This window comes from Exiguobacterium sp. s56 (genome assembly GCF_018618255.1).
Classification (GTDB): domain Bacteria; phylum Bacillota; class Bacilli; order Exiguobacteriales; family Exiguobacteriaceae; genus Exiguobacterium; species Exiguobacterium chiriqhucha.
On record NZ_JACSLR010000026.1, the window covers coordinates 1 to 14477 of the forward strand.

Annotated in this window: 11 protein-coding genes, 3 tRNA genes and 1 other annotated feature; of the genes, 3 read left to right on the plus strand and 11 right to left on the minus strand. The window is 49.8% G+C overall.

Features of this window, described 5'->3' with window-relative positions; all coding sequences use genetic code 11:
• The 10 genes from KNP71_RS16075 to pdxS all read right to left on the minus strand — a co-directional run.
• Positions 1 to 281, minus strand: a 281-nt coding sequence (locus KNP71_RS16075; protein WP_353049163.1) for an IS3 family transposase, incomplete at its 3' end; no start/stop codon positions are given.
• A gap of 65 nt (positions 282 to 346) precedes the next feature.
• Positions 347 to 664 (minus strand): helix-turn-helix domain-containing protein, encoded by a 318-nt coding sequence (locus KNP71_RS15300; protein WP_029596097.1) that lies wholly within the window; start codon positions 662 to 664, stop codon positions 347 to 349.
• Between the two features lie 115 nt (positions 665 to 779).
• Complete coding sequence (locus KNP71_RS15305; protein ID WP_214831030.1) at positions 780 to 1778, minus strand: hypothetical protein; 999 nt, start codon at positions 1776 to 1778, stop codon at positions 780 to 782.
• A 166-nt stretch (positions 1779 to 1944) separates the two neighbouring features.
• Positions 1945 to 2034: transfer RNA gene (locus tag KNP71_RS15310), tRNA-Ser, on the minus strand.
• A gap of 29 nt (positions 2035 to 2063) precedes the next feature.
• Positions 2064 to 2154: transfer RNA gene (locus KNP71_RS15315), tRNA-Ser, on the minus strand.
• Positions 2155 to 2192: 38 nt separating this feature from the next.
• Positions 2193 to 2283 (minus strand) — tRNA-Ser (locus tag KNP71_RS15320).
• 156 nt (positions 2284 to 2439) lie between these two features.
• Positions 2440 to 3723 carry a serine--tRNA ligase gene (serS, locus tag KNP71_RS15325; RefSeq protein WP_029596449.1) on the minus strand — a complete coding sequence of 428 codons (1284 nt, stop codon included), beginning with the start codon at positions 3721 to 3723 and terminating at the stop codon, positions 2440 to 2442.
• 52 nt (positions 3724 to 3775) lie between these two features.
• Positions 3776 to 3983: a binding site (T-box leader), on the minus strand.
• Positions 3984 to 4001: 18 nt separating this feature from the next.
• Positions 4002 to 5246, minus strand: a complete 1245-nt coding sequence (locus KNP71_RS15330) for a D-alanyl-D-alanine carboxypeptidase family protein (protein WP_353049164.1) — start codon at positions 5244 to 5246, stop codon at positions 4002 to 4004.
• An 87-nt stretch (positions 5247 to 5333) separates the two neighbouring features.
• On the minus strand, positions 5334 to 5912 hold the full coding sequence (gene pdxT, locus KNP71_RS15335) for a pyridoxal 5'-phosphate synthase glutaminase subunit PdxT (RefSeq protein WP_214831031.1): 579 nt from the start codon (positions 5910 to 5912) through the stop codon (positions 5334 to 5336).
• 1 nt (position 5913) lies between these two features.
• Complete coding sequence (gene pdxS, locus KNP71_RS15340; protein WP_021066746.1) at positions 5914 to 6804, minus strand: pyridoxal 5'-phosphate synthase lyase subunit PdxS; 891 nt, start codon at positions 6802 to 6804, stop codon at positions 5914 to 5916.
• Positions 6805 to 7090: 286 nt separating this feature from the next.
• Here pdxS and pdxR point away from each other — a divergent pair, with 286 nt between their 5' ends.
• From pdxR to KNP71_RS15355, 3 genes are all read left to right on the plus strand, one after another.
• Positions 7091 to 8494 (plus strand): MocR-like pyridoxine biosynthesis transcription factor PdxR, encoded by a 1404-nt coding sequence (gene pdxR / locus KNP71_RS15345; protein WP_131473011.1) that lies wholly within the window; start codon positions 7091 to 7093, stop codon positions 8492 to 8494.
• Positions 8491 to 9105 (plus strand): class A sortase, encoded by a 615-nt coding sequence (locus tag KNP71_RS15350; protein WP_131473010.1) that lies wholly within the window; start codon positions 8491 to 8493, stop codon positions 9103 to 9105. The genes pdxR and KNP71_RS15350 overlap by 4 nt, the downstream gene beginning before the upstream one ends.
• Before the next feature lie 138 nt (positions 9106 to 9243).
• Positions 9244 to 12672 (plus strand): alpha-amylase family glycosyl hydrolase, encoded by a 3429-nt coding sequence (locus KNP71_RS15355; RefSeq protein ID WP_021066749.1) that lies wholly within the window; start codon positions 9244 to 9246, stop codon positions 12670 to 12672.
• Positions 12673 to 12717: 45 nt separating this feature from the next.
• Here the strand turns inward: KNP71_RS15355 and guaB are convergent, their stop codons facing one another.
• Positions 12718 to 14181, minus strand: coding sequence for an IMP dehydrogenase (gene guaB / locus KNP71_RS15360; RefSeq protein ID WP_021066750.1), 1464 nt, complete (start codon positions 14179 to 14181; stop codon positions 12718 to 12720).
• Positions 14182 to 14477 lie beyond the last annotated feature (296 nt).

A 14477-nucleotide genomic window follows, 5' to 3' on the forward strand; every position in this document is an offset into this window, starting at 1 on the left:
AAGTCTCGCTTGAGAAGGTCAGGGGCGATGACGATGCTCTCACCCTGAGACTTCCATTTTCGTTTGGGTTTGATCCGACACTGGAGATGATGCTTCTTCATGATTCTCTGTACGGTGTTCCGGTTTGCTGCCAATTCATAGGTTTGCTCTAACAGGGCCTTTATCTTTCGATGTCCATATCGATAATTTGTAAGCTTACATACTGCGACGATTGTTTGCTCTAGCACCGAAGGGTGCTTCACCGGTTCTCTGGCCCAACGGTAATAGGTTGCCCGTGGCACGTCCAGGACACGTAGGATCGTCGTGATCGTATATTTCCTCTTCAGGAGCTCTACAGTCTTTAGGGCTACTTCTTTCTCAACTCTCTTTCGATCTCCATGAATTTTTTTAAGATTTCGTTCTCCGTCTTCAGGTGAGATAGTTGACGCTCTTTCTTGTCATCCTCGCTGGCGGAATCAGGACCGAGTCCGTAGGTGTATTGCTTCCCGATTGGCTGGTCGAATCGATAGATTTCATTGGACCGATACCATCTCATCCATGTGTGGATTTGGGATTCACTTTTGATTCCGTGTTTCTCCATGATTTCTCTATTCGTCAACTCACCGCTCAGTTTGTCTTTCACCACTGCCCATTTCACTTCACTTGAATATACGTTTTTGCCCACGCAAAAACACCTCCGATGCTAGCACTTTTTTAAAGTGTACCACTGCGAAGGTGTTTTTATATTGTCTCAAAAATTTAGGTTAGCCCACTGCTCACTTGAGCGGTGCACCTTCTTTTTATGTGTGGGCGATATGAGGTTTCCGGTACGTCGGCGTCTTCCGAGCCTTTCGGAATCCATCGACAGAATCGAACACGGCCGCCAAAATCGTGATGGCGACGACTAATCCGAACACCCATTCAAACGAATTGACCCCGTTCGGGACATTTGTCTCCAGCCAGTTCAAAAATCGTGGATCGAGTAACTGTGGGGAACTGGCCATCCAGATGATGAACGTTGCCGAGGCAATATTGTAGATCAAATTAAACGAAGCGAGCGCATACGTCCAATGTCCTTTCATCCATTTCCATACCCCGAGCACGACTTGAAGCAAGATGACGATCACAAAAAACCAAATCACATCCATTAGGAACGTTTGATTGAAGATGGGAGTGATCATCCTGAATCCCGCGTTCGTAGATTCATAAATCCCTAGTAACTGTTCGGCATTAATATACACGCCAAACCACACGGCTGTCCAAAACAACCCGAACCCTGCGTCAAATTTACTGATTCGACCGCCCTTCACCTGTTCTTTCAGCTTGGACACATCCCATTTCATATCTGGCGCCGGTACATCATCGGGTGCATAGCGCTCAATCAAAAAGAAGACAAGCGTAATCCAAAACACAAGCTGAATCCCGACATCCCATAACGCATCGAACATGTTCGTCAAAAATGTGCCGACTGTCGGCATAAGCGGCCCTGAGAACGTCGGCATGCTAGCAAATACAAGCCCAAAGAAAACGACAGCTAAGACGATGGGAACGACAAGCTTGACGACAGTCACATACACGGGGAAAAAACGTGGGCCGATGACATACTGTCCTTCCTTATAACGCGCGGCCACGACGGCCGGATGCCCAATCTCTGCTAACACCCGTTTTACGTCTGCCTCAGACAGTTGGTCGGGCAGTGCCGCCTCAATCGATTGCCGAACCGAGGCAGCGGCTTCCTCGCGCCGCTTCGGTGGAACGTGTCGCACGACCTCATCGATATATATGTCAATCCAATCCATGACGCTCCTCTCCTTTCCTTTGCGCCATCACAGTCTATATGATTAAGATTCCCGATTAGTCACCGGATTAGCTGTTTTTCGCCGGATTGACACAAACAAAAAAAGCCGCAGACCGGAGTCTGCGACCATAAAAAAACGCATCTGTCCATGCAGATGCCAAAACAAGCGGAGTTGGTGGGATTCGAACCCACGCGAGCCTTACGACTCCTAACGGATTTCGAGTCCGTCCCCTTCAGCCGGGCTTGGGTACAACTCCAGGCTTAAAAAAGTGTAAAAAAAAGAAAGTGGAGGAGGTGGTGGGATTCGAACCCACGCAGGCTATTACACCCCTGACGGTTTTCAAGACCGTTCCCTTAAACCACTTGGGTACACCTCCAAAAAAGTATGAAATTGTTGAGCCTCCAGAAATAAAAATGGAGGAGGTGGTGGGATTCGAACCCACGCAGGCTATTACACCCCTGACGGTTTTCAAGACCGTTCCCTTAAACCACTTGGGTACACCTCCAAAGCTCATATACAATTGGTGAGCAAACATCTCGCTCGACATGATTTATAGTACCAACTTGGCAGACAGATGTCAAACCCTTTTGTGAAAAAACATTAAAAAAAACCAAAAAAAATCCCGCCTGAACGATACGTTTCAGACGGGCTGGTTTGTTCATTACTGAGGCATTTCAATTTTCTCGATACCGCCCATATATGGACGTAATACTTCCGGAATGACGACTGAACCGTCTGCCTGTTGGAAGTTCTCTAAAATCGCAGCGACGGTCCGTCCGACTGCGAGGCCAGAACCGTTAAGCGTGTGGACGAATTCCGGTTTTGCGTTCGCTTCGCGACGGAAACGGATTCCGGCCCGGCGTGCTTGGAAGTCTTCAAAGTTCGAACAAGATGAGATTTCACGATACATCCCTTGCGCCGGCATCCACACTTCGATGTCATATTTCTTCGCAGCCGTGAAGCCGAGATCGGCCGTACACATGCTGAGCACTTGATATGGAAGACCGAGACGCTTAAGCACTTCTTCAGCGTGGCCCGTCAAGAGCTCGAGTTGTTCATAAGACTCTTCAGGTTTCACGAACCGGACGAGCTCGACTTTGTTGAACTGATGCTGACGAATGAGCCCACGTGTGTCGCGTCCGGCTGATCCCGCTTCTGAACGGAAACAAGCGCTATACGCCGTATACGTGATTGGAAGTTGGTCTTCCGTGATGATCTCGTCACGGTGCATGTTCGTCACCGGAACTTCTGCCGTCGGTACGAGGAAATAGTTCGTATCCGCCACTTTGAATGCGTCTTCCTCAAATTTAGGAAGTTGTCCCGTCCCGGTCATCGCGTCGCGGTTGACCATATAAGGAGGGAGCACCTCAGAATAGCCATGTTCATCGGCATGCATATCCATCATGAAGTTGATGAGGGCACGTTCGAGACGGGCGCCGAGACCTTTATAAAAGACAAACCGGCTACCTGTCACTTTACCCGCTCGTTCCACATCGACGATTTTCAAATCTTCCATGACGTCCCAATGCTGTTTGAGTTCGAATTCGAACGTCGGTTTTGTTCCGACTTCGCGAATCGTGACGTTATCATCTTCCGTTTCTCCAATCGGCGTTGATTCGTGCGGGATGTTCGGGATGCTGAGGAGAATCAAGTTCAATTCGGCCTCGACTTCACGCAACTCTTCATCGAGCAATTTGATTTCGTCCCCGAGGCGACGTGTCTCGAGAATCGGTGCATCCGCATCTTGTTTGTTGCGTTTTAATTCCGCAATTTGCTTCGTCGCTTCATTTCGTTTCGCTTTCTTCACTTCAACCTCATTGATCAAGTTGCGGCGTTTCTCTTCCAACTCCGGGAAACGGTCAAGCGCACTCAAATCCTCGCCGCGATGAGCTAGCTTCGTTTTAATCTCTTCAAAATCTGAACGTAATCGTTTAATGTCTAACATTCGTTATTCCTCCTTTTTTCACATAAAAAGGTGGCACGCCCCTTTCCCGTAGGAAAGGGACGAACCACCTTGGATCCGCGTTGCCACCCTCGTTGCCCGAAATCGGGCCACTCGATGCACGTAACGTGTGCGTAACGTGACTTGTTTCCAAGCCAATGCTCCGAGGCCGATTCGGTTACATCATCCCACTAGTTTGCACCAACCACTAGCTCTCTGTCAGTAAATGACCGTAACGTACTTTTCCCCATCATTGCATCTGTCATTGAATTAGTTTTACTTTACAACATCTCAACTCTATCGACAAGACTCAGTTTTCCGAGCACGAGTCGAATCTCATCTAAAAAGTCGGAGAAGGCACGCGTCATACGTGTCAAAAACGATGCCATCTCGATCGGTTCGGCCGCGACGAGCGTTCCTTTAGGTGGAAGTTCACCATCTAGATACCGGACGCTTCCGGAAGGCTCGATGGTGACGGTCCCTACCTGTTGATCGGCCGCAATTGGGGCTTTCGTATCCGGAAGATCGTAAGTCGGTTCAGGTACATCCTGTCCTTTTTCGACGAGTACTTCAAAGGCTGACGTCGTGCGCACTTTTGCTGACTCGACTGTACCTTCAGCGACATGGAGCGTCGCCGGGACGATTTCACCAGTCCGTAAAATCGGGGTCAAGACAAAATCGCCATAGGCGTAGTCGTGAAGCGCCTTTGTAGCAGTATAGCGCCCTTGATCGGTCTTCGCTCCGAGAACGACCGATAGCACGGTACGTCCATCTCGCGTCGACACGCCGATGAAGCAGTAACCGGCATCGTCAGTCGTGCCCGTTTTAAAGCCAAGCATACCCGGATAGGCTAAATCACGACCAGCGAGCATCCGGTTCGTCGCTTCAAATCGGACTCCGTCGATATCAACATACGCTTGTTTCGTCACATCGAGCACTTCCGGGAACTTCGTCAAATACGCCAAAGCTAGCATCATCAAATCATTGGCCGATGTCAAATTCTCCCCTGGACGTCCCGCTGACACAGAGTCAAGTCCCGATGCATTGGCGAACGTCGTTTGGGTCATACCAAGTTCGGTCGCCCGTTCGTTCATTTTCTTTACGAATACCCCTTCCGAACCAGAGACGGCCTCGGCCAATGTGACCGCTGCCTCGTTCGCAGAACGAATCAACGCCACGTCGTATAGCTCTTTCACCGTGTACGGTTTATTGACGAGCGGAATCCGAGCCAATCCTGGTTTTCGGGTCAGCGCCAACGCCTTGTCGCTCGGGGTCACTTCTTGGCTCCAACTGAGGTCACCCGCTTTGATGGCTTCTCGGACGAGAAAAGCGGTCATCAGCTTAGTGATTGATGCCGGAGGAAGCATCGCGTCCTCTTCTTGTGAGAACAGGATTTGTCCCGTCGTCATGTCCACGAGCATCGCGCCGGTCGCATCAACTTTAGGTGCCGCCGATGCATCCGTCGGCACGATCATATTTAAAAGGATTGCCCAAACGAGCATCCATCCGATCCATCTTTGTCTCACGGTCTTGCCCCTTTCTATACGTATCTCGTTACAGTGTAGCAAAAAAACACATGAAAAAGGCTCCCTATTTGCTAGAGAGCCTTTCAATCAGGCGAGTTGTCGCTTCGTCGCTTCAACCATGTCCAAGAAATAGCGGTGCATCGACAAGTCGTCCGTCAATTCCGGGTGGAACGAGCAGGCCATATACTTGTCATACCGAACCGCGACAATCGCTTCTTCGACCTCGGCGAGCACCTCGACGCTCGCTTCGACCGATGCGACTTGCGGCGCTCGAATGAACACTGCTTCGACAGCTTCATCGATTCCATTGACAGTCAAATCGACTTCAAAGCTATCAACTTGTCGTCCGAACGCATTTCGTTTGACCGTCATCGGGATTTTACGCAAGTGCGCATCATATCCTTCAACTTCGGTCGCGAGCAAAATCAAACCAGCGCACGTTCCAAACATCGGCAACTCCGCATTCTCACGTAACGGCTCGAGCAACTCGTACCGATCGAGTAAGCGACGCATCGCTGTGCTCTCCCCACCCGGCAAGACGAGTCCATCGATTCGATTTAAGTCATAGACCGAGCGGACGACAAGCGTATTCGCACCAAGTGCTTCGAGCATATGGACGTGTTCGCGAATCGCACCTTGCATTCCGAGTACACCAATCGTGGTCATCTTACCAACCTCGCGGTGCCATGAGTTCTTCTTGTTTGAGCGTGCGGACGTCGAGCCCTTTCATCGCTTCGCCGAGTCCTTTCGACAAGTGTGCGATGCGCTCATAGTCATCATGGTATGTCGTCGCTTCAACGATGGCACGGGCAAATTTCTCAGGGTTCTCCGCTTTAAAGATTCCTGATCCGACAAAGACGCCGTCCGCTCCGAGGTGCATCATGAGTGCCGCATCAGCTGGTGTCGCAATTCCGCCTGCTGCGAAGTTGACGACCGGGAGGCGACCTGCTTCACGGATTTGCATGAGTACTTCAAACGGGGCACCCAGGTCACGCGCTTCCGTCATCACTTCATCGATGCTCATCGAGAGCAAGCGTTTCACTTGGGCTTGAACGGTACGCATGTGACGAACCGCTTCGACGATGTTGCCGGTTCCCGGCTCACCTTTCGTCCGGATCATCGCTGCACCTTCCCCGATGCGGCGTGATGCTTCACCAAGGTCGCGCGCGCCACAGACGAACGGTGCTTTGTAGTCACGTTTGTAGAGATGGAATTCTTCGTCAGCAGGTGTCAATACTTCACTCTCGTCAATGAAATCAACCCCCATTGATTCAAGGACACGTGCTTCAGCGATGTGACCGATCCGGCACTTCGCCATGACCGGTACCGATACCGCACCCATGACGTCTTCGATGATTGTCGGGTCGGCCATACGAGCAACACCGCCCATTTTGCGAATATCCGAAGGTACGCGCTCGAGTGCCATGACGGCAACTGCACCTGCCGCTTCAGCAATTTTGGCTTGCTCCGCGTTGATGACGTCCATAATGACGCCACCTTTTTGCATCTCGGCCATACCACGTTTTACTTTGTCTGTCCCTACTTGTCTCTTTTCCAAATGGATCCCCTCCAATAAGCTAGTCTACTTGCAAGTATAAATTGATTTGACTATATTGAAAGTGCCAGTTTTATATTTTTTAAAGTGGTCAGTTCGAACAAAGGACTTCATTTCTCGATTCTCGAATGTTTTAAAGATTAAAGGAGATGATGGAATGGATCAATGGAACAGTCGTGACGACGCGCAGGAGCGCAGCTTTTTCGGAAAAACGGGAATGGTCTCGCTCCTCCTCGTCATCGGATTCGTGCTCTATTTTTTCTTTGGCTGACCACAGAAAGGACACATCATGGATATGCTCACGTTCTCGCTCGAGGCTGACTCGAGCGTCCCATTATATGAACAACTCTATTTGCACATTCGACAAGCCATCGTTGATGACACCCTCACCACCGGGACGAAACTTCCGTCCAAACGAAAGCTAGGGGAGTTTTTAGACGTCTCGCAAACGACCGTTGAACTGGCCTACGCTCAGCTGCTCGCGGAAGGATACATCGAGTCGTTGCCACGCAAAGGCTTCTACGTGTTACCGCAAGAAGAACTGTACGTCCGGCGCGGCAGTAGCGTCATCGAACCGCTCCCGGTGAAAAAAACATATGAGTTCGACTTGTATCCGAGTCAAATCGACACGACCGCTTTCCCATTCGAACGTTGGCGCCGGCACTTAAAACAAGTCGTCTCGGAAGAACATCACGATTTGCTGTCACTTGGCTCTGTACAAGGCGATTTCGTCCTTCGTCAAGAGATTGCGACCTATCTCTACCATTCGCGCGGTGTGCATTGTTCTCCCGAACAAATCGTTGTCGGATCGGGAACCGAGCAGCTGTTGCCCCAATTGTTAGAACTGTTGCCGGATACTACGACGTTCGGCATTGAGGATCCGGGGTATCCGCTCACCCGCCAACTGTTCGCCCATCAACGGCGGACGTTCATCCCGATTCCTGTCGATGAGAGCGGCGTCCGTGTCGACCTGGTGGAGCAAGCATCCATTGATGCCCTCTATGTCACACCGGCCCATCAATTTCCGACCGGGACCATTCTATCTGTCAGTCGACGTCAACGCTTGCTCAACTGGGCATCGGAGCGACAGACGTATGTGATTGAAGATGATTACGATAGTGAATTCCGTTATAGCGGCAAACCGATTCCCTCTTTGCAAAGCATGGATCAAAACGAGCGAGTCGTCTATTTGAGCACATTCTCTAAATCATTGATGCCTTCATTGCGAATCGGTTATATGGTACTCCCCCCTCCGCTGTTAAATCGCTATCGAGAACGTTATCGTCACTTCACGTGTAGTGTCCCCCGTTTCGAACAACATACGTTGGCCGAATTTATGGCGACCGGTGATTTTGAGAAACACTTGAACCGGATGCGGAAGACGTACCGCCGGAAACTTGAAATCATTATCGCCGCCTTCAAACCGTACGAACCGACTGTCTCCGTCACGGGGGCGAGCGCCGGCCTTCACGTCGTCCTGTCTGTTCATACCAGCGAGACGAGTGAAGAATTGAAACGATTGGCCGAGGCTTCGAATATCCGCATCAACGCGATGACAGACTATCGTATCGAACCAAGCGACGCGATTCCTCAGTTTTTATTTGGATTTGCCGCCTTATCCGAAGAAACGTTACCAGCTGCCGTTAGTGCGCTCATGTCGTGTTGGAACATTGAGAAAGGAAGAGATGGATGAAACGGTCACGCTACGTCGTCGGTGGGCTCCTTTTGTTAATTGGTACACTCCTGTTATCCGAATCGTGGTGGAAAGACCAACTCACGGCATGGAACAGTCAACAAGTGACCGCCGAAATTCAACCGAGACAGCCAGAAACCGGTGAATTTGAGTTTTCAAACGTCGAGCCGTTATCATGGGAACAACTTCTCACCGTGCGCAATCGATTTCATGATTTACCGACCGTCGGCCTCATTTCGATTCCAGAAATCGACCTCGAGCTCCCGATCTTATATGGGCTCGACAATGAGAACTTGGCTGTCGGGGCTGGAACGATGGACCCGGACCAACGAATGGGAACTGGAAATTATGCACTCGCGGGCCACTACACGCAAAGCTCGACCGCCTTGTTCGGTCCGCTTCACATCATCGACGTCGGCATGTCCATCTACTTGACCGACATGACACATACGTTCGAATACGAGGTCATTTCGCTTGAGACCGTTCCCCCGACACGGGTCGACGTGCTTGACCCGACAACAGAACCGACGATTACACTCGTCACATGCACGTTCGATGCGACCGAACGTTTGATTGTCAAAGGACACTTCGTGAACCAAACGCCTCTCTAATCGATAGGCGTTTTTATTATTTTTCAAAAAAAATATTGTGAGCGCTTACATATTCAGCTAAACTATTCCTGAAACCGTTTGCACAATTTTGACAATTCGTTGCCCTGTAGACGACACATTCCATGAAAGAGGTGCTTTATGAAGAAGAAAACGGCACGACAGACGACCACGTTACTTTTATCATCCGTTCTCCTCATCCAAGCCGGCGTTCCGATGAACGCATTGGCCGAGCCTGCGACAATCTCGATTGATGGCTTAAAAACGGATTGGGCGAACACGCCAGCGCTCGCCACATCCCCACAGGCGGGTTGGCAAGGATTCGATTTAGGAGACGTCTATCTGCAGAACGATGCGCGTAACCTTTACTTTTATGTGGATGCGAACAACGTCCCGAACTGGGGCGACAATGGTCAGTACATAAATATCGCCCTCCAAATCAATGAACAAGATTCAGGCGTAGCGACAAACCCGCTCGGCCATCCGTTCAACTTCAGCCAAACTGATAAAAAACCACAGTATCATATTTTACTTCGCGTCGATGGCGACACGTCAGTAAAAGAAGCCGCTCTGTATGAAGCAGGAAAATCCACGCCGCTCGCAAACTTGAGCAACTTAAACGGCGCCTCGTTTGCCATTGATCGCACGAAAGGCTTTGAAGGCAAAATTCCATTGTCCCTGCTTGGTCTAAGCAATGATGATACCGTTCGGGTCCTCACGGTACTCAGCGGGAATAACGCTACCGAGCACGGTGCGTTCGACACGATTCCAAGCAATGCGGCCAATAAAGTCGCCGATAGTTGGAATGTTTCGGCGACTCCGTCGACACAATCGGTATATAGCCCAGCCTTCACGTTGAGCGGTGTCGAGACGGTCAGTCAACTCGAAGTGACAGCGGTCACGCCGGCCAATCAATCGGAACAAGTGGACATCAAATCCCCAATCACATGGACGTTCAATGAACCTGTGTCGTTAGATGCTTCGAACATCAGCTTGATGAATGGCGAGACAGCTGTACCGTTCACGGCTGAAGCGAGTGGATCAACAGTGACTGTCACACCGACCGAAGCACTAAGTTTGAATCAAACGTATACCGCGACCCTTCCCGCGGACGCCGTGAAAGGCAACCTGTCGAACACGACGTTACCGGCATTGACGACGTCATTTAAAACCATCACTGAAATCGCCGATCCGTGGAAAACACAACGCTACATCGAAATGTTGTACGTCCGGGCCGACAACGATTACACGGACTGGAATTTATGGACGTGGAGTACGGGTGCCAAAGACGGTCAAGTTGACCCGTATAAAATCACCGAAGATGGCGCCATCTTCCGAATCCCAGTCGGAAAAGATGCGACCAATGTAGGCTTTGTCATCCGCAAGGGCACGGATTGGGCCGTGAAAGATGGCTACGGGGAAGACCGCTATGTCAAATTGGGAAGCGACCGGGTGACGAAAGTCGTCGTCGAGAGCGGCAAAGGGACGTTCCATCAAGTACCGACGATTCAAGGACCCTTGTTTGAAGATGGTGCCGTCACGTTCTTCTACCGTGACAAAGCGTTGTATGAAGCGGGACAACTCGATGAAATCGACAGTGTCGCATTGAAAGTCAATGGCACGACGTACCCGATGACGTACGAAGCCAAAAATGAATGGTTCCGCCATACGGTCAAATTACCGGAAGGGAAACATGATTATACGTTCCTTGTCACAAAAGATGGCGTCACGACCGAAGTGAAGGATCCTTACTTCGAGGCTTCGAGCGTCGAGTATCGTCGTCCAAACGTTAAACTGGCGGCAAGCGTGGCACCGAAAGCCCTCAGTTCTCGAGAAAACGCGGTCGTCCAGGTGAAGCCGACGTTGCCGAAAGGCGTCAAGCTGCGTCAACTGTTCATCGATGCACGTCCTCTGGGTGGACCGGCTAAACTAGAAGTCGACCCGGCCCTCAACAAACAGACGATTGCAGTCAAAGATACCGTCAAACCGGGCAATAAATTCTTAACGATTACGGCGATTGACCAATACGGTAACGTCCATAAAACGAAAACATCGTTAACGGTCCGACCGGTCTCGATGAAGGACAAGCAAGAGTTCGATTGGGATGAGGCACGGATTTACTTCATGCTGACCGACCGATTCTACGATGGGGATAAAACGAACAATAACCCGAACGGTGAATACTATGACCAAGATCATCTTGAGTCGTATCACGGCGGCGACTTTGCCGGTGTGACGAAGAAACTCGACTACTTGGATAAACTAGGCATCAACACGATTTGGATTACACCGATTGTCGATAATATCGATTGGGATCTTCGCTATGGTAAAGATGGATCACAGTATGGCTATCATGGATACTGGGCGAAAAACTTCGAAAAACTCGATGAGCATCTCGGCGATATGAAAGCATTCCATCGTCTGATTGACGAAGCGAATGCTCGCGGTATTAAGATTATGGTCGACGTCGTCTTGAACCACCCTGGCTACGGGATGGAACCAGGAGCTGTAGACACGGGCGCCACAAACTTCCCAACCGATCAAGAGCGCAAAGCGTTCGACGGCATGATTCGTTCGAATCCGGTCGATGGCGATGACTTGAAGATGTCTCTTTCCGGATTACCGGACTTTAAGACCGAAGAGGCTGCCGTCCGTGAACAACTCGTCAAATGGCAGACGGATTGGATTAAACGCTCGAAAACGAAAAAAGGAAACACCATCGATTACTTCCGCGTCGACACGGTCAAACACGTCGACTCTACAACATGGAAGTCGTTCAAAAACGAATTGACGGCCCTCAAACCAGATTTCAAAATGATTGGCGAACATTATGGGGCAAGTGTGAACAACACGGGTGGTTACTTACAGAGTGGCCAGATGGACTCACTTCTCGACTTTGATTTCAAGTATCAAGCCGAACGGTTCATCAACGGAAATATTGATGACGTCGAGAGTGCGCTTCAATATCGCAACACGCAACTCTCGAATGAAGCGACACTCGGTCAATTCCTCAGCAGCCATGACGAGGACGGTTTCCTCGTATCACGTGCTGGAGGCGATGAAGGGAAGCATATGGTCGCCGCCTCGCTTCAAATGACGGCGAAAGGACAGCCTGTCATCTACTATGGTGAAGAGGTTGGACAGTCCGGAAAACATGCGTTGGATATGGATAAGGGCGAGTTCAATGAAAACCGTTATGACTTCGACTGGAAACGAGTCAAAGGAGAAGGTAAAGCGATGCATACGCATTACCAAAAGCTACTCAATATTCGTGCCGACTATTCAAAAGTATTTAGTAAAGGAACGCGTGCCGTCGTTGCTGGTGGTTCTGCCACTGGATACTCTGTCTTTGAACGGAAGCACGGCAAAGACTCTGTTCTCGTGGCCTTGAACACGACAGAAGCCAAACGAACGATCACGTTCCAGACAAAACTCAAGCATAAAACGACGCTCGTCGACCGCTATAGCGGACGTCATTACGTCGTCAAACGAGATGGGAAAGTGACCGTCAGCTTACCTGCACAGGACGATGGTGGTACTGTCATTCTCGTGGCCAAGTCAAAAAAATGATAGCGAAAAGCCGTTGCCTCTAATTTAGAGACAACGGCTTGTTGTTTAGCGTGAATAGTTTGGAGCTTCTTTAGTGATGTGGACATCGTGAGGGTGACTTTCTTGCAACCCAGCCCCAGTCATGCGGATAAACTGAGTGTCCTCACGTAGTGCACGGATATCGGCAGCCCCACAATAACCCATTCCAGAACGAAGGCCACCGATGAGTTGATAGACAGTATCGGCTAGTTCACCACGATAAGCGACGCGTCCTTCAATACCTTCTGGTACGAACTTTTTATCGGCCTCTTGGAAATAGCGATCTTGGCTGCCTCGTTTCATCGAAGCCTCAGAACCCATTCCACGGTACGTCTTGAACTGACGACCTTGATAGATTTCCATCTCTCCTGGGCTCTCTTTCACACCTGCGAGAAGGCTACCAAGCATAACGGCATGAGCTCCAGCTGCGATAGCTTTCACAATATCACCAGAGTACTTGATTCCGCCATCAGCGATAACTGTGACACCGTGTTCTCTAGCTTCCGTGACACAATCATATACTGCTGTGATTTGTGGGACACCAACACCGGCGACAACACGTGTCGTACAGATTGATCCTGGACCAATCCCGACTTTAATGACCGATGCTCCGGCTTCAATCAAAGCTCGTGTCGCTTCAGCTGTTGCCACGTTTCCAGCGATAATTGGAAGCGTCGGGAACATGTCACGAAGTTCTTTCACTTTCTCGATGACACCGGCTGAGTGTCCGTGAGCCGTATCAACGACTAATGCATCGACACCTGCATCAACAAGAATTTGAGCACGTGATGCGGCATCTTTCGTGACACCAACGGCAGCTGCGACGAGCAAACGACCTTGTTTGTCTTTTGCAGCATGTGGGAACTGTTCGACTTTCTCAATATCTTTTGTCGTAATGAGACCTTTCAACACGCCTGAATCGTCGACGAGCGGCAATTTCTCAATTCGATGTTGATGAAGGATGCGCTCAGCTTCTTCAAGTGACGTCCCTACTTTTGCCGTAACAAGGTTTTCCGTCGTCATGACATCTGCAATCACCGTCGAATAATCTTTAATGAAACGAAGGTCACGGTTTGTCAAAATTCCGATTAATTTACGCTCGGTTTCTGAATTGACGATCGGGACTCCCGAGATACGGTATTTACTCATCAAGTACTCTGCATCGTACACTTGACGCTCCGGCGTCAAATAGAACGGATTCGTGATGACGCCGTTCTCTGAGCGTTTAACGCGATCGACGTGTTCAGCCTGCATCTCCATCGACATGTTTTTATGAATGACTCCTAAGCCGCCTTGACGCGCCATCGCAATGGCCATCGGTGCTTCTGTGACAGTATCCATACCAGCACTGATGACTGGAACATTTAACTCAAGACCTTCGCAAAGTTTAGTGCTTAAATTCACGTCTCTTGGCAAGACATTTGAAAAGCGCGGTACGAGTAAGACGTCATCAAATGTTAATCCTTCTTTTGCAAACTTGTTTTCCCACATAAAAATCGATTGCCCCTTTCTCTATCGGACCCGAATCTTTGTTTCGAAATATTTCTGTAATGGTAACAGGTATAGCTCGAAAGTGCAATTCAATTCACGATGTTCAGAAAGTTCAGAATTGTGTTCGTTCCATTTGCTTTCCGTTCTTAATGTTCGGGAATAGATTATATATACCGCAAAGGAAGCAAAATTATAAATAAAATCTATAAAAAAGACGACCGAGCGGATGCTCGATCGTCTTTCGCGTTGGCCTGGCAACGTCCTATCCTCACAGGGGGAGACCCCCAACTACTTTC

Bases quoted from the DNA above. Each gene is read 5' to 3' on its own strand.
- serS (WP_029596449.1), bottom strand. From the start codon at position 3,723: ATGTTAGACATTAAACGATTACGTTCAGATTTTGAAGAGATTAAAACG.
- KNP71_RS15305 (WP_214831030.1), bottom strand. From the start codon at position 1,778: ATGGATTGGATTGACATATATATCGATGAGGTCGTGCGACACGTTCCA.
- pdxR (WP_131473011.1), top strand. From the start codon at position 7,091: ATGGATATGCTCACGTTCTCGCTCGAGGCTGACTCGAGCGTCCCATTA.
- KNP71_RS15355 (WP_021066749.1), top strand. From the start codon at position 9,244: ATGAAGAAGAAAACGGCACGACAGACGACCACGTTACTTTTATCATCC.
- pdxT (WP_214831031.1), bottom strand. From the start codon at position 5,912: ATGACCACGATTGGTGTACTCGGAATGCAAGGTGCGATTCGCGAACAC.
- KNP71_RS15350 (WP_131473010.1), top strand. From the start codon at position 8,491: ATGAAACGGTCACGCTACGTCGTCGGTGGGCTCCTTTTGTTAATTGGT.
- guaB (WP_021066750.1), bottom strand. From the start codon at position 14,181: ATGTGGGAAAACAAGTTTGCAAAAGAAGGATTAACATTTGATGACGTC.